Below are 19,482 nucleotides of genomic sequence, written 5' to 3' on the forward strand. Positions count from 1 at the left end.
AGGAGTATCGACGGTGAGCATTCCATTGAACACCCTTATTGATTTTGAGGATAATATCTATGAGATTACCTGTGTGGCCATCAAAGAGGCCATCATATTGAGTAATCCCGGTTGTGGCGGTCAGGAAATTGAGGAGAACAATGGAAAAATTGTTAGCGAAGTCCTCACCAGAGCCCTTAACGGTGAAATCCACTTCGACGCCCCAGATCTGCGCTAAACCCTTCGAGTCAGTAGTTTTCCTTTTCGGCCCTACAGGGGTCGGAAAGACCGAGCTTCTTCTGGATCTGGATCCCAAGAAGTTTTCTGTGGTTAATGCCGACTCAATCCAGGTGTATCGACACCTGGACATTGGGTCGGCCAAAGCCTCTTCTGAGACTCTCAAAGCAATCCCCCATTATCTGGTAGACATATTCGACCCCTGGCAACAGTTCAGTGTAGGGGATTTTGTTGCGCATGCAGACCAGGCTTGCAAAGAGATCCATGAGGAGGGGAAGGTACCGGTGCTCAGCGGAGGTACTGCCTTCTATTTCAAGCATTTTCTCTTTGCCCTGAGCGAAGCCCCCCCCAGTGATGAGGGTGTACGGCTTTCCGTTGCCAAGGAAATTGCAGAGAAGGGTGATGCGTGGGCCCATAGCCGGCTTGCACAGGTCGATCCCATCTCTGCCAAACGGATACACCCCTCCGACATGTACAGGATCTCACGCGCCCTGGAGATATATGAAGGGTCAGGCAGGCCGTTGAGCAGCTATGCTGTACCCTCAAAACCCCGATTGGGCATGAAGCCCCTGATCCTTGGCCTGAATCGTGACGGTGATGAGCTGAAAGAGCGTATACGGCAACGGGTTGCCCAGATGTTCGATGAAGGTCTGGTCGAAGAGATTCGCCACCTGATCGAGATGGGGGCCAACGCAAGCTGGCCAGCCCTGCAGGGCATCGGCTACAAGGAGTTCTTCCAGGCGAGGATCTCCGGCGAGGCTTCCCGTTCCATGATCGCCGAGCAGATCGAACGCAATAGCCGCGCCTATGCCAAGAGGCAGATGACCTTTTTCAAGAGCTTTGCAGATGTCATCTGGATGGATCCAACGAACAAACAGCCCATCCTCTCCCTAATCAATTGGTACCAGGGAGCATCGTCCCCTTCTGGTAGGTAGGGACTCTCAGCAGGTCCAACTTGCTGACACTCCTGTTGGTTATGGAGGTAATCTCAAACCACCCCCGTTTGGCGAGTTCCACGGTGAATACCTGCACCTGGTTGTAGCGGAATATCACCACTTCTCCAGCCTCCACCATGGTCCCTTCCTGGTCCTCGAAATAGGGGTAGGGGGAATAGAGGGTACTGCTTACCTCATAGCTTGTGCTGTCCAATGCCTTGACCGAGACATCGGTCACCCCGTAGAGGAAGGTCCCTTCCAAAAGTGCTGGCTTTCCATTGGCTATCCACTTGTTCGGATCGACCTGGGTCGTTATCCCCTCATAGGCCTGGCGGGTCTGGCGGGAAACAAACAGGTTGGTGACCTCCATTGCAGCTGGGTTCTTCACCTTCTTGCCTAGGGAAGCCTCCATCTTTTGCAAGTCAAGCTCATTCTGCCCGACAAAGTACTCCTCTATGACCTGTTGCTGGTTCAGCCCTGCGGTATAGGGTGGAGCAAGTGCATCCTTGATCCTGCCGGTGGTGAAGGATATGACCAGGATGGAGGACAACAGGACAGTGATGACAATCCACCCCTTTTTTCTCCAGAAAACAACCCTGTTTGCCCGTTTTTCCTGGCTTTGCAGAAACGGTGAGGTGGTGGGGTTGTCACGCATGTCCTTGTAGGATGGAGCCTGGAGGCGGTTCTCCGCATCCCAGTGCAAGGATGCCGTTGCAGAGAAAAACCAGGAGAGGGCTTTCTGGCTCTCGGCATTGCCACTCGCCTCCCGCTGTTTGGCCAGGCTCATGCGAAGGCTGCCGTCGATGAAGGTTACGGTTTTTTCTGACACGGATGTGGCAAGGAGGCTGAGGGGTAGGGCACGGAAGCCATCCTCCCTGGTAGCCTTCTGGGCGAACGGGGGAAACCCTGCATAGGCAAAGTAGAGCAGCTGCACCATCTGGTCGCAGAGGGCGAATGGGGTGTGGATGCCATGGTGTACCCATGCAGAACTCATCAGGTAGCGCTCCTCCTCCTCAGCACAAGAGGAAAAGAGGTCGGCCAGATCCTGGGGAAGGATGAGAAAGCCTCCTTCCTCAATTGCCCAGATCCTCCAGATGGGGAGGGTATTGCTGCTGAGGTCAAGAAACCTTGAGGGGAGGGTGCTCAACGCCTGGGAAAGATCCCGGACGAGGGAGAGGGCCTTGCCTCTTCTTGTGGTCGCAATCTCTGTGATGGGAAAGAGGTTCAGTTTTTCGAAGTAGAAGCAACGCCTCTCCTCCACAATGGAAAAGCCCTGCCAATACCACGGCATTGGGGCCTCCCCATCGCGGATGAGGTATCCACACTGCTTGCCACCATGCATAAGGTAGGAGGGAAGGTCCATACCCTTGGGCCCAATGGCTATGCAGGAATACTCTTTTTGCTCGATCTCTGCTGTAAAAACTTCAGGGGAAACAATCATCCTAGGCCTCTATCCTTTTTGCACTGGCATGCCAGACAATACGTTCTTTTGGGTTGTGCTCGATCGGGAGGGAAGCAAATTGGGTAGACCCTGTTGCAAACTTGGTGAACTCCCATCTGCCAACTCCCCAACTCTGGCGGCGCAAGGCCTCGAAGGCGGCGATGCCACAACTGGAGATGCTCCTGGACCTCAGTTCGTCAAGGAGGGGGGCACCACTTTCCAGGAGGGATACCAATTTCCGGCTATGGGAGGTTGCAAGCGGGGAGGGAAGGTTTGCACAGCAGTTTGCAGAGACGACGAACAGCGTCTCGGGAGCCATGGATACTATCCTGGCAAGGATTGTACCATAGGTCCTGCACTCTTTGGGGTCACTGGTATTGGTGAGCAGGGAGAGGGCCGGTACCCCTGCAAAATAGGCACCTACCACAGGGAGGGTAAGCTCCACTCCAGGCTCTTCTATGAAGTAGCTCTGCTCTGAGGCCAGGTCATCGGGGAAGAGGGCGAGCAGTGCATCCCGTATCTCGGTTGCGAACCGGATGGTGGTATTGGGTAGCGTGATGCCTTCCCCAGGTTGGGTAAAGAGAAAGTGGGGCTTGTCCACCTCCAAGGGCTCCTGATGGAGGGATCCCAGGATGACCACCAGCTTGGGCTTCAAGGTCGATGCCTGGCTGAAGCTGTTGTGCAACAAAGGCAGCACCACCTCATAGCTTGCATGGCCGGTAAGGATGGCGGCCGGCAGGGTGGTGAGTTTTTTTGCATCCGTCGCATCCTCAGGGTTGCAACAGGCAGCAAGTTCTTGGGGATCGCTAGGGTAGAGTATCGTATGGTGTTCGCTCTTATGCATCGTCATCCTCCAAAAGTAGCCTTGCAAGGCGGCTATCGTCCAGTACTACCGAGAGATTCTTTTCCTGGGTTGGGAGGACGAGGCCCATCTTGCCTCCCTTGGGTTTGCGCAGGTGCTTTACCTGGGTATAGTAGAGGTCAGCCTTTCCTTGGTGTTTTGCCTTGCTGAACACAAGGGCAAGATTCGCTGCATCGAGGAGTACCTCCAGTGGTACACTCTTGTTTTTCAGGAACTTGATGAATACATACCCTCCAGGGCAGTCACGGGTATGCATCCAGTAATCGTTGCCTTTTGCCCAATGGCGGAGCAGTTCATCGTTCTCCTTGGCATTGCGCCCGACAAGCAGGGTGTACTGTCCGCTCTGTATGGTCAGCCCCGGGGAGTTCACCTTTGTGACCTTGTCTACAGTCTCTGTGCCTAGCTCGCGCTTGAGGGCTCGTATGTCGTTTTTGTCATTCGCAGAGGGGGTGAGCAGCCGTTCGTATTTCTGTCTAGTCCCTTCCAGCTCCAGCATGGCTTTGTCGTACTCGGTCCTGGCATTCTCAAAGGAACCTTTTGCCTTCTGGTAGCGTTCATAGTAGTGGGCTATCTGCTGTGTTGGCTGCAGTTTGGGGTCGAGAGGGATCAGGAGCTTCTCCCCGCTCTCCCAATCATCCACCTCCAGGGAGGTTCCCTTCTGCTTGAGCAGGTGTGCATTTGCACTGAGCAGGTCTCCCATTTTCTTGAAATGAGAAAACTTGCCACTTTCCAGCATCATCCTCTTGTGGGAGTTTGCTGTAGCTTCCAGGCTCTGCAGTTCCCTATCCCTTTTTCGGCTGATTTTCAGTACAAGCTCTTCAAGTGTCTGGGTATTGCTTGCCTGCCCGTACTCCTCCTCTATCTGGCGGTTGAAGGAGCTCTCCTTCCGTTCACGGACGATGAACTTTCCCCCGTCATCTTCCTTGGCTTCTGGAGGCATGAGGAGGGCGCCACTTTTTTCATCCCTCTTGGGGCGGCGGTAGAGTAGGTCGAGGATGATGTCCTGTTCATCCGTTATGATGATGTTCGCTCCAGGGCCACTGTAGAAGCGGAAGTAGAGATGCAGCTTCCGCCCATGGTTGTCCAGATGGAGGGTGAGAAGGCGGTCGAAGGGAACCTGCTCCACCGAAACAACCTGGGAACCTTCGAGGTTGGCCCTGCAGAATTGGATGAAGCGCTGGAGTTTTGCTGTCTTTCCCATCTGCTGAACCGCAACGGGGTGCGTCTCCATATGGAGTCTGCTGTAGGGGGTGCCCAACTCGGTATAGAGAGTCCACCTACCGAGGCTGGGATGGTAGAAGAACCAGCTCAGTGAATGGAAATCATGCTGAACGACCGACTGCAGGCTACTGCCCACAAAGGGGAGCTCGCTTGTAATGAGTTCTATTTCACGCCAGTTTAATGACATTTTCGCTCCGTATCCTATCGTAGGCTGTTTTCACCCCTCCAGCAAGGTAGAAAGAGCCACAGACAAGAATTGCACCATCCTTGGCTGTGATCTGCATCGCTTGTGCAAGGGCTTCCTCATTATCCTCTATCAGGCGGATGTCATACTCTCCCTCCATCGTCTGGGTCAGTGCACGCATCTGCTGCTCGATGAGGTGTATGTCGCTCTTCTTGTAGGTTCCAGGTGTCGAGATGATGATGGTTCTGAAGTGCTTGAGCACCAGCATTCCCATATGGCTGTGGTCCTTGTCCTCCAAGGCTCCATAGATGATGGTGTTCTGCTGTGAGGGGTAGAGGGAGGAGAACGATTCCAGCAAGGCTTGCAAGGAGTGGAAGGTGTGGGCTCCGTCCAGGTAGATGTCCGGCTCCTGTGCAATCTTCTGGAATCTGCCGGGAAGGGTGTTCTTCTGTAGGCTGGCCAAGGTCTGTTCGCCAAAGAGGCCCAGGCCCCTGAGTGTCATCAAGGCCAGGGCACAGTTCTGTGCCTGCACCTTCCCCAACATGGAAAGCGAGAGTTTCTCATGGTTGTGGTCTTTCCACCAGTACTCTACGATTTCCCCAGTCTGGGTGATCTTGTAGCTATAGCTCAGAAGCTGCTCGGAAAGTAGTGTTACAGGGCTATCCTGCTCTTTTGCTTCCTGCAGGAATACCTCCATGACCTCCCTGTCCTGGTAGCCGATAAAGCAGGGAATCCCCTTCTTGATGATCTTGCTTTTCTCATAGGCGATCTTCTCAAGGGTGTCACCCAGGATCTTGGTGTGCTCAAGTTCTATGGGACAGAGGACCGTCGCTTCCGGTTTGATGGTGTTGGTAGCATCGAGCCTCCCTCCAAGGCCTGTCTCGATGACAGCCCATTGGCATCCTGCCATGAAGAAGAGGAGGTAGGCATAGGCAGTGTAGAGTTCAAAGGTGGTGGGTGTAGTCTCTCCCCACTGGTCGCTGAAGGTGAATCCTTCCAGACGCCTACCCAGTTCGTTGCCAGCTTCAACAAGCAGAGAATCAGGGAAGAAGGTCCCACTGAGGGTAAAGCGCTCACGGTAGTCCACCAGGTGCGGTGATACATAGAGGGCTGTCTTGTACCCCAGGGCGGTCAGTCCGCTGGCAAGGTAGGAGGCTGTCGATCCCTTGCCCTTGGACCCAGCAAGATGGATTTTCCTGAATGTCAGTTCGGGATTGCCTATGTAGGCAAGGATTGCATGCATACGATCCAGGCGGTATGTTCTGGTAGTGTAGTGGTTGGTTTGCTTTTCCAGATTGGTGAAGCTTTCCATATATCTGATGACTTCATCGAAACAAGTAAACTGCATAGTTGTAAACACCTCGCGACAACTGTAATAGCATACGGTGGTTTGGTCAACGAGATATCGGCCAGGCTGTGTTTCTCCTTCCTTTGGGATTCTATGCCTCCTGGCTCAGTTCCTGTCCTTTGCCGGTATCGGCGCTGAGGATCCTGTCCATCTCATCATGAATTCCCTGGGTGCTCTCCCCAAAATCGAACATGGGCCTGAGACGGGAGAACAACGGGCGGACAAAATGTCTGAGCTGGCTCTGGTCCTTTTCCAATGTGCTCTTGCTCTGCAGGGTGAGGACGGTAACAGCCGAGGGTGAGTAGTAGGTTCCGACCTCCTGGAAGCCAAACTTCTTGTAGAGCTTGATGGTCTTCAGGTCATCGGCGAATACGTCGATCACCAGGTTCTCGATCCCCTTGCTCCGGGCAAGGAGGAATACCAGGATGATCAGGCCGATGGAGGCGGTGGTGTTCCGCATTTCCGGCAGTACGGCGAGGCGGATGATCTCCGAACAGTTCCGTGACTTGATGATCGGCTCGATATCAAAATACCGGGAGATGGGCAACGGCCAGAAGTTGTCCGAAGTCATCAGGGAGACAGTCCCCACAGGCTGCAGGCCCTTGAAGGCCAAGATATGTATTGCCTTCTCATCTACCGACCTATGGATGGACTCCTCAAGATATCCCTTTTCCCCAACCAGGACCTTTCGTTGGATGAAGAACACGTCGTTCATCCCTGCCTGGTCCTCAACCAGAGTGAATCTGATTGCATTCCTTTCCTCATCATTCAACGGAAATATTGTGGTAAACTCCGAGCCTACCTGTAACTCGCTTTTCACTCTGATCCTTCCTCCCATCTTATCCACGATATTGTAACAGTTCGAGAGACCAAGGCCTGTACCCGAACCCGGAGCCTTGGTAGTGAAGAAAGGCGTAAATATCTGGTTGAGGTTTTCTTCAGCAATGCCGCAACCTGTATCGGCAACCTTTATGATGACAAATCCATCCTGCTCCATGCAGGAGAGGGTAAGGGTCCCGTTCCCATCCATCGCCTGGATGGCGTTTACAATGAGATTCAGGAAGAGCTGTTGCAGCTTTCCCTCATTTTCCTGCAGGTAGGGAAGGGCATGATAGTTTCGTTTGACGATGATATTTTCCGAGTCTATGCCCCGGAGGGCGAGCCTAAGGGAGAATTCCAGGACCCGTACAATCTCCACAGGTGGGGCCTCTTCCGTCTTTTCCTCATCCTTGCGGGAGTAGATGGACAGTTCCTTGATGACATCGGCTGCCGTCTTGGAGTAGGAGAGGATATCCTCAAGATATTCGTGGTGGATATTGTCCTTGTCGACTTCAGAGAGCATGATCTCTGCTGTACCGAGAATCCCGGCCAAGGGGTTGTTCAGCTCGTGGGCAATCCCTGCCGCCAAGGTTCCTATTCCCGCCATTTTCTCTGTCCTTACCAGCTCTTCCTGCAGGTTCTTCTGTTCGGTTATGTCGTTGATGATCTCGATAAAGACGTTCTTCGAGTTTTCAGGAACCTTGACATTATGGAATTGGAAGGAGTAGATCTTTTCGTTGATCTCGCTCTCAGTCTCCTGCACAGCCCCATTGTGCAGGCAGTCTAGTGCCTGACAGAAGGTGCAGGGCCTGGTACGCTGGAAGAAGGCGCGGTAGCACTTGTTTCCGATCAGGTCCTTCTTGTTGTTCCCATAGAAGGTGACCGCGGCCGTGTTGGCTTCCTGGATGGTGTAGTCGATGTCGATGAGGCAGACCGGAGAGGCGATGCCGTTGAAGATGGCTTCCAGCTTGTTCTTGCTCATGGTCAGTTCATCACCCTGGAGCCTGAGCTGTTCGAAGGAGAGTGCGTTCTCCAGGGAGAGGGAACTTTGGGCCGCAAGGATTTCCAGGGCTTCCAGTTCGATGGAGGTGATCAGGCTCTTGGTGTAGTCATAGCCGATGAGGATGTAGCCTGCAATCTGTTTCCTGAACACCAGTGGGATAAGGACATCGAAGGGCGGGATCTGTTCGCTGACCTTCATGCGCTGCTCTTCGGGTGTGACATTGAGGATGGATGAGGTGTTTTCGCCTCTGAGCTTGTGGAGCCTCTCCTCCAGGTACGGGGGGAAGTCAAAGACGACTTCGTCACCGACCTCTAGGCTGGTAGGGCACTTGCTGTTTGCGATCATCTTGAACTTGTCCCCATTGTCGAGGCGCTTTACCACGAAGATGACCCACTCTGTCTTTAGGCCGGAACTCAGGTTCTTGACCACCTCGTCCCCAAGTTCCTTGAGGTTGACGATGGTTGTCAGCTTATGGCTGAGATTCTTGATGGTGGTCTGGTAGGGATGCCTTTTGGGAATGATGACACTGTCGACCACATAGGCGAGCAAGTTTCTCAGGGGGTGTATCACCAGGACGGTCACGATTCCGAGGATGATGGTGAGCTGGATGATGTTCCCAGGCACAAACTCAGGCTTGATCAAGCGAATGAGGGTTATGATCGCATAGTAGGAGACTGAGGCTATGATCGCAAGGATGGTTGAGTAGATGATGTTGATGCCGATCCGGGAATAGCTGATGAGCCTGTACTTGTAGATGGTGTAGAAGAGCAGCAGCGCGTTGATGGTGGCTGCAAATATGTCGATGGGATACTTGCCGAATTTCGGAAAGATATTCATGAAAATACCTACAAGCATGACAGCGACACCTATCAGGGGTGGCAGCACATTCTTGTGGATCTTATGGAGGGGTTTGTATTTTGCGCCGAAGAGCAGGATTATGAAGGTGAGGATAAGGTAGGAGTAGCTTAGGGAGTAGGCGGAGATCGAGCCGGGGGCAAGATAGTAGTAGAACGTCCCGTCGGCGGTAAAGCCTGCATCATTGACAATGCTGCCTGTGAAGTTGAGGTACATCAAGGGGATAAGCAACAGGTAGCTGACACCTATGAAGATCCTGATGTAGCGCCTGTTGAGCTCCAGGATATCCACTATGAAGTTGCTCAGGGCAAAGGGGACAGCCAGCAGTCCAATGAGCATGATCTTGTTCCAGAAGAGCGGGGTCATGTAGCCACTGTTGAGATGCATCATCATCGAGCCGAAACTCCAGATGGTTACAAAAATCATATAGAGTTGGAAAGACCAATAGAAACCTTCTTTCTTGTACTGCAGAAATCCGAAAATGGTGAAAAATACATAGAGAACAAAGGCCATTGCAGGAATGATGGTTGAGATGTCAATGATCATGAAAAACCCTTTTTTTTCTTTCCATTAAGACTTATTTGTACTATTATAGAGGTAATTTATGGAATTAATCAAACTATTTCTTCTCGGAGCAACTGGATATTTGCTTGCGTTGTTGTACGATGTTGCCGTTTTGTATACCAAGCCTCTGCTGCAGAAAATCCTGTACGTGGGTTTTTTTGTCACGGCGTTTCCCTATCCTCTCCTGTTTGTGGCCTACGACTCCCCCCATCCTGGCTATGCGGCATGGATACTCTTTCCCCTTATCCTGGTTTTTGCCTCTCTTCTGGTATACTCGGTGCTCATTGAACTTGCCCTCTTCGGTGGCAGGCCTGGAGAGGTCTACCAAAAGGGTACCTACGGCAAGTCTAGACATCCGGGGTTCATCTGGTATACTGTTATCAATGTTTTGGTGGCTATATACTACTGGAACTATCATATTACTATGCTTTGTTTTGGGCTTACCTTGTGCAACCTTGTCCTCATAACTGTTGAGGATCTGTATTTCTTTCCCCGCATGTTTTCCGGGTATGAAGAGTATAGGAAACATACTCCGTTTTTCTTCTAGGCTTTACTTGATTGGAGATTCTTCAGATGATCAAACATATTGTGGCTACCGATGATGATCCGGCAATCAGAAAGATCCTGCAGATCATGCTGAGAAAGGAAAATTACCAGGTTACCTCCTGCAAGGATGGTACCGAACTGTTGTCGGCCCTCAAGGCAGGTTCAGCCTCCGTCGACCTTGTCCTCCTGGATATCAAGATGCCTGGGCTCTCAGGTCTGGAGCTTCTTGAGCTGCTCAGACGCGGTTACCCGCGTATTCCAGTCATAATGCTTACCGCCTTCAACGATCTCGATACAGGGATGCAGGCAATCCGCCTGGGGGCGAGCGACTATCTTGCCAAGCCTGTCCGTCGGGAGGTCCTGCTGGAATGCGTGGCTCGTGTCCTGGAAGAGACAGCACTGAAACAGGAAGAGGTGGCCGAGAAGGTCCACTACATAGCGCATCAGAAGGAACTGGAGACCCAACTTCAGGATGCCCTGATGGCTCTGAAGAGTACAACCCTTGCCACCCTTGAAGCCTTTACCGAGACCATTGAGCAGAAGGACCCCTATACCAAGGGGCACTGCGGCCGTGTCCGTGCCATCTCCCTTGCCATGGCCAGGGAGCTCCATTTTTCCCAGGACCGTATCGACACCCTCGTAGGGGGGGCCCTTCTCCATGACATAGGGAAGATAGGGATCCCCGAAGAGGTCCTGAACAAGACCACATCGTTGACAAAAGAGGAGTTCGACCTCATACGCGAGCACCCCATTGCCGGAGAGAGGATCATCAATCATATTGACCTGTTCCAACCCTACCGGGCCATAATCCGAAGCCACCATGAACGGATCGACGGCAAGGGGTATCCTGACGGCCTGAAGGGCGATGAGATCCCCTTGGATGTGCGTATCGTCTCCCTTGCCGATGCCTTCGATGCGATGACCACCTGCCGTTCCTACCGGTCGGCCCTTCCTGCCGAGATTGCAGTCGAGGAACTGAAGTTGTTCAGTGGTACCCAGTTCGATGCTGATTTGGTGAACCTTTTCATCGATAAGGAAATCTACCTGCTTTGAGCTAGGAGAATAGGTAGAGGGGGTTCCCCTCTCTCTGGATTTCCATACAGCTTACCGAGAATACCTCTTCGATCACCCCCGATGAGACGATCTGCCTTGTTGGCCCGTAGGAAGCGACCTTGCCACGGTCAAGCAAGCAGACTTGGTCTGATATTTCCAAGGCCCCACTTAGGTCATGCATGACGGCAATGACCGCCTTGCCCTCCTGTTTTAGCTGAAGCAGCAGCTTGAGCATCTCCCTCTGCACCGACAGGTCAAGCGAGGTTGCCGGTTCATCCAGGGCGATGTAGGGAGTGTCCTGGGCTAGGGCCATGGCAAGGTATGCCTTCTGCCTCTCCCCTCCGCTTATCTGGCTAAGGCTTTTGTCCTGAAGCTGCTCTATGCCGAGTTGTTTCAAGGCTTTCTCCACGATCTGATAGTCCTGGGGGCCAGCACTGCGGGAGAAGCCCAGATGGGGGTATCTGCCATGCATGACCAGGGCCCGAACCGTAATCTGCGATTCGCTGCGGCTCTGGCTGAGGTAGGATAGCTTTTGTGCCCACCGTCTTTGCCCGTACTCTCTCTGGTCCTCTCCTTCCAGGCTCACCCTTCCGGCCAGAGGCTTCAACAGCTTGCAGGTAGTCTTGAGCAGGGTTGACTTTCCCGAGCCATTCTTGCCGATGATGGTGGTGATCTCCCCACGACGGAAGGTGAGGTTGACGTTGTGAAGCACCCTCTGGCCCCTGTACCCAACATCCAGGCCGTTCAGTTCAAGCATTGGCCGTCCTCCGTTTTCTGGTAAAGAGAAGCAAGAGAAAGAAGGGACTTCCCAAAAAGGAAAGGACCACCCCTGTCGGCAACTCATAGGGAGAAAAGAGCATCCTTGCCACAAGGTCACACCCCACGGTCATGATGGCCCCTCCCAGGGTGCACGACAAAAGATAGAGGGGGGACTCCTCACCAATGAGAAACCGTACCATATGGGGTACCACCAGACCCACAAACCCAACAAGGCCACACATGCTGACCACAGTTGCGCTAAGCAGTGCTGAGAGCATGAGCGAGAGAAATCTGGTCCGTCGCACATCCAGCCCTAGTGAGCGTGCCACCTCATCGCCAAGGGAGAGGATGGCCAAGGGCTTTCCCAGGAACAGGGAACAGGTGATGCCCAGCAGGATAAGGGGAGCGGCAAGCTGGAGTTGTGAAAAGGTTACATGGGCAAACGAGCCAATGAGAAAATCGATGCGCCCAAGCTGTGTCTCCGGTCTGAGGGTCAGAAGTGCATCGGTACAGGAGCCCAAAAGGGAGGAGACCGCCACCCCTGCCAGGATGATGGTCAGCCTAGTGGACCCGGACCTCCGTGCCAGGGCGTAGACCAACAGCGTTGCCATTAGGGCTCCCAAAAATGAGGCGAATGCCCCCAAAGCTAGCATTCGAGGGAAAAAGGCAGCAGCGAGTAGGGTCAGAAGCCCAGATCCAGCATTGACCCCGATGATGGAAGGCCCTGCCAATGGGTTGTGCAGCGACTTTTGCAAGAGGGAACCGGAAAGGGCGAGTGCCATTCCTGAAAGAAGTGAGGCCAGGGTCCTGGTAAGCCGTACATAGCGGACTATCCTGTAGGCTTGGCTGGAAGTATCCTTTCCTGTGATGATGGCCAGCAGGGTCCTTGCCCCTAGGGGAGTTGAGCCCAGACAAAGGCTGAGGCAAAAGCAAAAACCAAGGAGGATGAGCAGAACCAGGATAAGGGTAGCCCCCCGACCCCTAGTTGCTGAGAATGTTTGCAAGGTATGCATAGCTCTCCCCCCATCGGGCGTTGGGTTTGTAATGGAAGAGGCTTTTGGGTAGCAGGTGGTATCGACCTTGCCTGACAGCATCCAGTTGCCCAAAGGCAGCATTGGTCTGCAGCAGGTTGTCCATGGTTGCCTGGGCGCTCTCCTCGGAGCCCATCGGGATTACAAAGATGTAGGTGGGGTTTTCGTTCAGGATTGTTTCCATCCCCAAATCCTCGAGCAAGGAGGGGTAGAGGTCGCAGATATTGGTCAAGGAAAGATCGCCGAGCATCCTTGCCGTCATCATGTCCCCTCCCTTTGCCTTGACGTTGGTTGCATAGGAGCGGAGAAGGAGGTAGGTGGGCCGATCCTCAGCCGGCCTCTGGCTTGCGAGTATGGCATTGATCGATTCCTGTACCTTAAGTCCATGTTGGTAGTAGAGCTCCTCCTTGCCGGTCAGTTCAGTGCATATGTCAAGCATGGCAAGGTAGTCCTCAATCTGCTCCACATGGAAGAATGCGTGGGCAATCCCACAGGCATCCAGGACAGGGCCTAGGGAGAGGTGACTAGGAATATCGGCCGAGAGCAGGACGAAATCTGCATCCAGGGCTATGATGGTCTCGTAGCTAGGATCCTTGACGGTCCCGACTACCTGCACATTGTCAGGGAGGGCAAGTTCCGTTCGCTCAAGAGCATCGCTTGTGGTGGCGAGCACCTCTCCCCCAGCCAGCATCCATGTCTCGGCATAGGAGGCGGTGAGACAGACCACCCGCTCTGGCCTCTTTTGTAGGGTCACAATCCTACCCAAACTATCGGTAAACTGGAAAGCCTCCGTACCAGGGACGAGAACGCTCCCCTCCGTTTGTGCACATCCTGAAAACAGCAGGGCTACAAGGAGTGTGATGATGAGAAGGGTTTTTCCTCTTCTACTCATGGCTGAGTATCTCCTCCTTGCGTAGCAGGAGGTCCTCCCCCTCCATTCGTTTCTCTACCTCCACCATGCCGAGCCTCTCGACAAGGGTTGCGAATCGTTCACCCTTGGCGGCCTCATCCTTGAACAGCAACAGGCATTTCTCTATAAGGGGCAACACCTCCCCCTTGGTGTAGAGCCTCTCCAAGGCAGTGCCTATGCGTATCTGCTTTCCCCATCTGCCACCCAGGAAGACCTTGAAGCGGGTCTCCTCCCCTTTGATGGCCCCAAACGGGCAGTTGCCAACACAACGGCCACAGTTGTTGCAAAGCTCTCTGGCAAACGAAGGTTTTTCTGAACTCTGATGCTCCATTGCCTGCATGGGACACCTCTTTTCGGCATTGCAGAGCTTGCACTCTTTGCAAAGCCCCTCGTCAAGCAAGGGAACCCGTTGCCCGACAATACCAATGTCATTGAGCTCGGGCTTGATGCAGTTATTCGGACACCCCCCTGCGGCAATCTTGAACTTGTGCGGGAGGGTGACCGAACGGTAGCCTTCGTAGAAACGGTTGTGGATCTCGAGGTTGAGGGCGTTGGTGTCGTAGAGGCCGAAAACGCAGGTACTCCCCTTGCAGCTTACGATAGGGCGGACCTTTGCACCGGTGCCTCCGGTTGTCAATCCTGCCTGCCGTATGCAGTGCTTGAAGGCATCGATCTTCTCAAAGGGGATCTGGGGGAGCTCTACGGTCATCCTGCTGGTGAAGGAGACCCTCCCGTTGCCATACAGCTGGGCTGCCCTTGCAACTGCCAGTGTCTGCTCTGCACTGAGGCTGCCCCCTACCGGTATGATCCTGGCTGAGAAATTCTCAGTTCCCCTGTTGTGAAGAAAGCCTTCGGCCTTGAGGCTTTTGATGGTTGCTTCTGCGAGTTTCATGCTCTATCTCCTTAAAACGGTTGCAGTATGCAAGAGTTTATGTATATAGTAAATAATATGTTTTCTATATTATATATAGGTAAAAAACTATAGGAGGGTAGCCATGACGATTCGGGACCTGAGGATCTTTTCAGAGGTAGCCAATACGCTGTCCATGAGTGAAACGGCAAAAAGGCTCGACTGCGCCCAGCCCACCGTCAGCCAGGTCATAGCAGGGCTGGAAAGTGCCTATGGTGTCAGGCTCTTCGAAAGGCTCTCCCGACGGCTCTTCTTGACCCCTGACGGCTCCTATCTGCTCTCCTACGCCCAGACGATCCTCTCGCTCTATGATGAGGTTGATGCCAACCTGGGTTCCTATACCCAGGGCGTGACGCTGAAGGTAGGGGCAACCATAACGGTCGGCAACACCATCATGGCTGAGGTTGTCTCCCTCTTTGAAAAGGAGAACCCCCACATCCTTGTGGAACTCTATGTGGACAATACCCAGACCATCGAGGAGATGTTGCTCGCCAGCCGGCTGGACCTGGCACTGGTCGAGGGGAGGGTACACGACCCCTCATTGGTCTCGACCCCGATCCTTCACGATACCCTGATAGTTGTTGCATCCCCACAGTTTCCCCTTGCAGGACGGGTGCGCACCAGCGATCTCGAGGGCTTGCCCTTTGTGCTGAGGGAGCAGGGAAGCGGGACGCGCGAGGTATTTGTCCAGCATCTTCAGGCTCGGGGAGTGACGATCAGGGAGAAGTGGGTCTGCCATTCCAGCGATGCTATCCTCAGCGCGGTGAGGATGGCCCAAGGGCTGACGGTCCTCTCCAGGCGTCTGGTCGATCGCGACATAGAGGAGGGGTTGCTGCGGGTAATCGAGCTTGAGGGGGTGACTTTCAGCAGGTTGTTTTCCCTGGTCTATCATAAGGACAAGTTTTTTACCCCGCAGCTTTCCTTGTTTGTGGAGAGCCTCAAGTTGTTACAGGAAAAAGAGACCTAAGGGCAATTACACAATTACGCAAAGCGAAATAGTGTCACGATAATCTTGATTTAATAAAAACTTGTGCTTATAGTAAGAGAAAACAAGCTAGCTTGCAGGCATAGCTGAGAGGAGTATAGTATATGGCAAAGAAGGGTAGTGCTCCAAAGCCTTGGGATTTCCTGGATGAATATCGCAATACGATGTTTACCGGAGAGTGGCCGACTGTTGTCGAGATGTTTGAGATTTCTGTAAAGAGATTCCCCGAGAACAGGTGTTTTTCAGCCTTTGTCCCGAAGAAGGAGAGCTTCAACTACACGGAGGTCCACACCTACGTGACCGGTCTTGCCAACTATTTGCTTACCAAGGGTGTGAAGGAAGGCGACAAGATTGCCGTCAGCGGGAAGAACAGCCCCGAATGGGCCATTGCCTATCTGGGCATCCTCTTTGCCGGGGCGATTGTCGTTCCACTTGACAATACCCTCAACAACAAGGACATGGAGAAGCTCATGCGGTTTGCAGAGGTGAAATACCTTCTTGCTGATCTTGAGCGGCTACAGGATTTTGACAAGGATGGCAAGCTTGGCCTGGCGGAGAAGATCAGCCTCGAGCCCACAAAAGCCTTCCCCTTTGTCCTGGAAACCCAGGAGAAGCAGGAACAGAAACGCCGAAAGAGCATCTCTTCCGATACTGCTGCGATCCTCTTTACCAGCGGGACCACAGGCACCCCCAAGGGTGTCATGCTCAGCCATAGCAACCTGGTTGCCGATGCCTATCTTTCCCAGGGGAATATGCATCTCTACCCAACGGATGTCTTCTATGCGATCCTGCCCATCCACCACGCCTATACCATGATGGCTGTCTTCTTTGAAGCCCTCAGTGTTGGCGCCTCGGTGGTCTTTGGGAAGAAGCTGGTTATCAGCCAGGTGCTCAAGGAGCTCAAGGAAGGGGAGGTGACCATGTTCCTCGCCGTCCCGATGCTCTTCAACAAGATGATCGGTGCCCTTATGGGCGGGGTGAGGGAGAAGGGCATAGTCCTATACGGCTTCATCCGTCTCCTTATGAGGTTCTCCGGCCTGATCAAGAAGGTCTTCAAGGTGAACATTGGCAAGAAGATGTTTGGCTTCCTGCTGAAGAAGCTCTCCCTCGAGAACAACAGGATCTGCATATCCGGTGGCGGGCCCCTTCCTGCCTCCACCTTCAAGATGTTCAATGAGTTGGGCATAGATTTTGTACAGGGCTACGGCCTGACCGAATCAAGTCCCATCACCCACCTCAACCCTGTTGAGGCCTATATCGAGACCTCTGTCGGCAAGGTGGTTCCCCATACCCAGGTAAAGATTGTTGATCCAGACCAGGATGGAAACGGCATCATCCACATCAAGGGCCCCATGATCATGCAAGGCTACTACAACAACCAGGAAGCGACCGATGAGGTCCTCCAGGATGGCTGGCTCAATACCGGCGACGTCGGGCATCAGGATGCTAACGGCTACCTCTACCTCACCGGACGTGCCAAGAACATCATTGTCACCGACGGGGGCAAGAATGTATTTCCCGAGGAGATCGAGGACCACTTCCAGCTCTATGAGGAGATCGAGACCATCTGTGTCTGTGGCTATATCACCGATGTGAAGAACAAGAGCGAAGGTATCAGGGCCCTAGTCTATCCTTCTGACAAGTTCAGGACAGCGATGGAGAAGGAGCATGGTGAGAAGGCAAAGGCCCAGATGGAGAAACGCATCGAGGCGATCATCAGCGAAGTGAACAAGAGCCTGCAGGCCTACAAGAAGATCACCCGAGTTACCGTTGTGGATGAACCTCTGGAAATGACGAGCACGAAAAAAATTAAGCGCTTCATAGTTGAACAGAAGTACAAAGACTAGGTATAGTACGGGTATGAATAGTAGTGTACGGAGTTTCCTGAAGGCCCAGGCCCAGGAGTTGAAGCCTATCGTCATGGTGGGAAAGGGTGGCGTTGACCCTAGGATCATCACAGCCCTCAATGAGGCCCTTGCCAGCCATGAATTGGTCAAGGTCAAGTTTCAGGCATTCAAGGACGAGAAGCGTGAGCTCTCTGAAGATCTTGCTGCAAAGACAGATAGTGCTTTGGTGAGTATCATAGGGTTCATCGCAACGTTCTACCGCGCTGGGGAGGCTCACCTGATCCATATCCCCAAGAGTCTGGTAGAGAAAGGCGAATGAACATCTCTTACTGAAAACGATGGCATCAGGGAAGTCTCTTGCCTTTTTTTGTCTGTACCCCAAAAAAGATGCAGGCCCTCTTTCCAACGGAAGAAGGGCCTGCGCTTAGAGAAAATCCACCAGAAGGTGATCCCTGATTAGAGCATATTAACCATATCCCTTGCAAGCCTAGACACTCGCTCCACGATAGAGGTTGATGTCCAGCCTGGTGAGTTTCTTCTCCAGTGATGGCCTTCTCTCCTCCACCGAAGCAAAAGGCTGAGGATTCCAAAGTCGTTCTGCCATGACAGAGAGTCGGGGGAAGAACATGTATTCGGCGGCTTTTGCACTGGTGACCTTTTCGGTCCAGAGGTTGCCTTGCCCACCGAGTATCCTGCACTGGGCCTCCTTGGATATTCCCTTGGGGATGGGGGAGAATTGTGCGGTTTTTTCGATGGTGGTGACACCGATATTCCCGGGCTCATCAAAGGAGGGCAGATGCTTGTAGTCAAAGTAACAGCCTGCTGTATTTGGGCACATGATGACATCGTGGCCAAGGCTGCTCGCCTCGATACCGCCCGCATCGCCTCTCCAGGACATGACGATAAGGGAGGATGGGATGCCGAGTTTTTCCGTCCCTTCCAAGACCTCATCCCAGCCGATCGGCCTTTTCCCCGCTTTCTCGACCATGGTGCAGACCTGGCTAGTCATCCAGCTCTGTAGCTCCTTTACTGAAGCGAGGCCTTGCTCTTCCATCCTCTGCCTGCATTTGGGGCAGGTTTCCCATGCTGTGTGTGGACATTCGTCCCCTCCGATGTGGATGTAGGGGTCGCTGAACAGCCTTGCAGTCTTTGTGATGACCTCTTGTAGAAATTGCAGGAGATTATCATTTCCTGCACACATGACCTCATCAAATATTCCCCATCGGTCCTGTACCTCATAGGGGCCACCTGTGCATCCGAAGGTGGGATAGGCAGAGAGCAGTGCGGATGCATGGCCAGGGGTCTCGATCTCAGGGACGACGAGCATATGGCGCTTGTGGGCATAGGCCTGGACTTCGAGGATCTCCTCATCGGTATAGACTCCCCCGTACGTCCTTCCGTCGGTATAGGAAAGCAGCGTCCGTTTGGAGGCCACCTCTTCCAACCTCTCATACCCCTCTACAGTGAGGCGCCAGCCCTGGTCATCGGTGAGGTGCCAGTGAAAGCGGTTGAGGTGGTGCATCGAGGCCACATCGATGAGTTTCTTGATGAAGGCGACCGAGAAGAAATGGCGGCTGCAGTCCAGCATGAACCCTCTCCATGGGAAGGCGGGCTCATCCTCGATGAGGCAACAGGGGATCAGGTTGTCATTGGCCAACGCCATCTGCCTGAGGGTCTGCAGGGCGCGAAAGCCCCCTGAAGGGTAGGTCGAGCTCACCACAATCTGGTTCTTGCCCACTTTCAGTCGATAGCAATCCTCCCCAAACCCTTCGACGAGTTTGAAAAGGATGTCCTCTCCTCCAATATTGCAGGCCAGCTGTTCTCTAGCCAGCTCAACGACCTCACCAAAGATCGGGTCGTAGCTGATCGTCGTCCCCATATGGAGGCGGAAGGCCCCATCTTTCTGTTCAACATGCTTGGGAAGCGGCATCAATAATCCGCTGGCCGTCTCATTTTTCTTTGTTTGCATGGCTTCTTCCTACCATGGGCTGGC

At 53.3% G+C, this 19,482-nt stretch carries 17 protein-coding genes; 6 read left to right on the plus strand and 11 right to left on the minus strand.

The genetic code is table 11. The annotated features are described in order from the left end of the window. The first annotated feature begins 13 nt into the window (after positions 1 to 13). A complete protein-coding gene (locus tag ROJ03_RS11365; RefSeq protein WP_313727178.1) occupies positions 14 to 217 on the plus strand; it encodes a hypothetical protein in 204 nt (67 codons plus the stop codon). Beyond that, complete coding sequence (gene miaA, locus ROJ03_RS11370) at positions 141 to 1,151, plus strand: tRNA (adenosine(37)-N6)-dimethylallyltransferase MiaA (RefSeq protein ID WP_313727179.1); 1,011 nt, start codon at positions 141 to 143, stop codon at positions 1,149 to 1,151. Before ROJ03_RS11365 ends, miaA begins: the two co-directional genes overlap by 77 nt. On the opposite strand, the gene ROJ03_RS11375 is transcribed toward miaA, so the two are convergent. The 6 genes from ROJ03_RS11375 to ROJ03_RS11400 all read right to left on the minus strand — a co-directional run bounded on the left by ROJ03_RS11375 (position 1,111) and on the right by ROJ03_RS11400 (position 9,977). Then, entirely contained in the window at positions 1,111 to 2,592 is a 1,482-nt protein-coding gene (locus ROJ03_RS11375; RefSeq protein WP_313727180.1) for a hypothetical protein, read from the minus strand. The two genes, miaA and ROJ03_RS11375, sit on opposite strands and share 41 nt — an antisense overlap. 1 nt (position 2,593) lies before the next feature. Then, entirely contained in the window at positions 2,594 to 3,436 is an 843-nt protein-coding gene (gene amrB, locus ROJ03_RS11380) for an AmmeMemoRadiSam system protein B (protein WP_313727181.1), read from the minus strand. Next, entirely contained in the window at positions 3,429 to 4,862 is a 1,434-nt protein-coding gene (locus ROJ03_RS11385; RefSeq protein WP_313727182.1) for an NFACT RNA binding domain-containing protein, read from the minus strand. Before ROJ03_RS11385 ends, amrB begins: the two co-directional genes overlap by 8 nt. Continuing rightward, on the minus strand, positions 4,843 to 6,207 hold the full coding sequence (locus tag ROJ03_RS11390; protein WP_313727183.1) for a folylpolyglutamate synthase/dihydrofolate synthase family protein: 1,365 nt from the start codon (positions 6,205 to 6,207) through the stop codon (positions 4,843 to 4,845). Before ROJ03_RS11390 ends, ROJ03_RS11385 begins: the two co-directional genes overlap by 20 nt. Before the next feature lie 91 nt (positions 6,208 to 6,298). Further along, positions 6,299 to 9,430 carry a GNAT family N-acetyltransferase gene (locus tag ROJ03_RS11395; protein WP_313727184.1) on the minus strand — a complete coding sequence of 1,044 codons (3,132 nt, stop codon included), beginning with the start codon at positions 9,428 to 9,430 and terminating at the stop codon, positions 6,299 to 6,301. Positions 9,431 to 9,503: 73 nt separating this feature from the next. After that, positions 9,504 to 9,977 carry a hypothetical protein gene (locus tag ROJ03_RS11400; RefSeq protein WP_313727185.1) on the minus strand — a complete coding sequence of 158 codons (474 nt, stop codon included), beginning with the start codon at positions 9,975 to 9,977 and terminating at the stop codon, positions 9,504 to 9,506. A 44-nt stretch (positions 9,978 to 10,021) separates the two neighbouring features. Between ROJ03_RS11400 and ROJ03_RS11405 the strand changes: the two genes are divergently transcribed. Continuing rightward, positions 10,022 to 11,047, plus strand: coding sequence for an HD domain-containing phosphohydrolase (locus tag ROJ03_RS11405; RefSeq protein WP_313727186.1), 1,026 nt, complete (start codon positions 10,022 to 10,024; stop codon positions 11,045 to 11,047). Position 11,048: 1 nt separating this feature from the next. On the opposite strand, the gene ROJ03_RS11410 is transcribed toward ROJ03_RS11405, so the two are convergent. From ROJ03_RS11410 to ROJ03_RS11425, 4 genes are read right to left on the minus strand one after another with little or no spacing between them, the layout of a single operon-like run. Continuing rightward, complete coding sequence (locus ROJ03_RS11410) at positions 11,049 to 11,804, minus strand: ABC transporter ATP-binding protein (RefSeq protein ID WP_313727187.1); 756 nt, start codon at positions 11,802 to 11,804, stop codon at positions 11,049 to 11,051. Continuing rightward, on the minus strand, positions 11,797 to 12,819 hold the full coding sequence (locus tag ROJ03_RS11415; RefSeq protein WP_313727188.1) for an iron ABC transporter permease: 1,023 nt from the start codon (positions 12,817 to 12,819) through the stop codon (positions 11,797 to 11,799). Before ROJ03_RS11415 ends, ROJ03_RS11410 begins: the two co-directional genes overlap by 8 nt. After that, the gene (locus ROJ03_RS11420; RefSeq protein WP_313727189.1) at positions 12,788 to 13,729 is read right to left on the minus strand and encodes an ABC transporter substrate-binding protein; all 942 of its coding nucleotides are present in this window, start codon (positions 13,727 to 13,729) and stop codon (positions 12,788 to 12,790) included. Before ROJ03_RS11420 ends, ROJ03_RS11415 begins: the two co-directional genes overlap by 32 nt. Further along, positions 13,722 to 14,639, minus strand: coding sequence for a 4Fe-4S binding protein (locus ROJ03_RS11425; RefSeq protein ID WP_313727190.1), 918 nt, complete (start codon positions 14,637 to 14,639; stop codon positions 13,722 to 13,724). The genes ROJ03_RS11420 and ROJ03_RS11425 overlap by 8 nt, the downstream gene beginning before the upstream one ends. 103 nt (positions 14,640 to 14,742) lie before the next feature. On the opposite strand from ROJ03_RS11425, the gene ROJ03_RS11430 reads away from it, so the two are divergent. The 3 genes from ROJ03_RS11430 (at position 14,743) to ROJ03_RS11440 (ending at position 17,808) form a co-directional block, all read left to right on the plus strand. Next, positions 14,743 to 15,624, plus strand: a complete 882-nt coding sequence (locus tag ROJ03_RS11430) for a LysR family transcriptional regulator (protein ID WP_313727191.1) — start codon at positions 14,743 to 14,745, stop codon at positions 15,622 to 15,624. A 122-nt stretch (positions 15,625 to 15,746) separates the two neighbouring features. Then, positions 15,747 to 17,489 carry an AMP-binding protein gene (locus tag ROJ03_RS11435; RefSeq protein ID WP_313727192.1) on the plus strand — a complete coding sequence of 581 codons (1,743 nt, stop codon included), beginning with the start codon at positions 15,747 to 15,749 and terminating at the stop codon, positions 17,487 to 17,489. Positions 17,490 to 17,502: 13 nt separating this feature from the next. Continuing rightward, positions 17,503 to 17,808: a YhbY family RNA-binding protein gene (locus tag ROJ03_RS11440; RefSeq protein WP_313727193.1), complete on the plus strand. Its 306-nt coding sequence runs from the start codon at positions 17,503 to 17,505 to the stop codon at positions 17,806 to 17,808. A 168-nt stretch (positions 17,809 to 17,976) separates the two neighbouring features. Here ROJ03_RS11440 and ROJ03_RS11445 read toward each other — a convergent pair whose 3' ends face one another. Further along, positions 17,977 to 19,458, minus strand: a complete 1,482-nt coding sequence (locus tag ROJ03_RS11445) for a beta-N-acetylhexosaminidase (protein WP_313727194.1) — start codon at positions 19,456 to 19,458, stop codon at positions 17,977 to 17,979. Between the last annotated feature and the right edge of the window lie 24 nt (positions 19,459 to 19,482).

The sequence above is a fragment of the Sphaerochaeta sp. PS genome, assembly GCF_032144095.1.
GTDB lineage: Bacteria > Spirochaetota > Spirochaetia > Sphaerochaetales > Sphaerochaetaceae > Sphaerochaeta.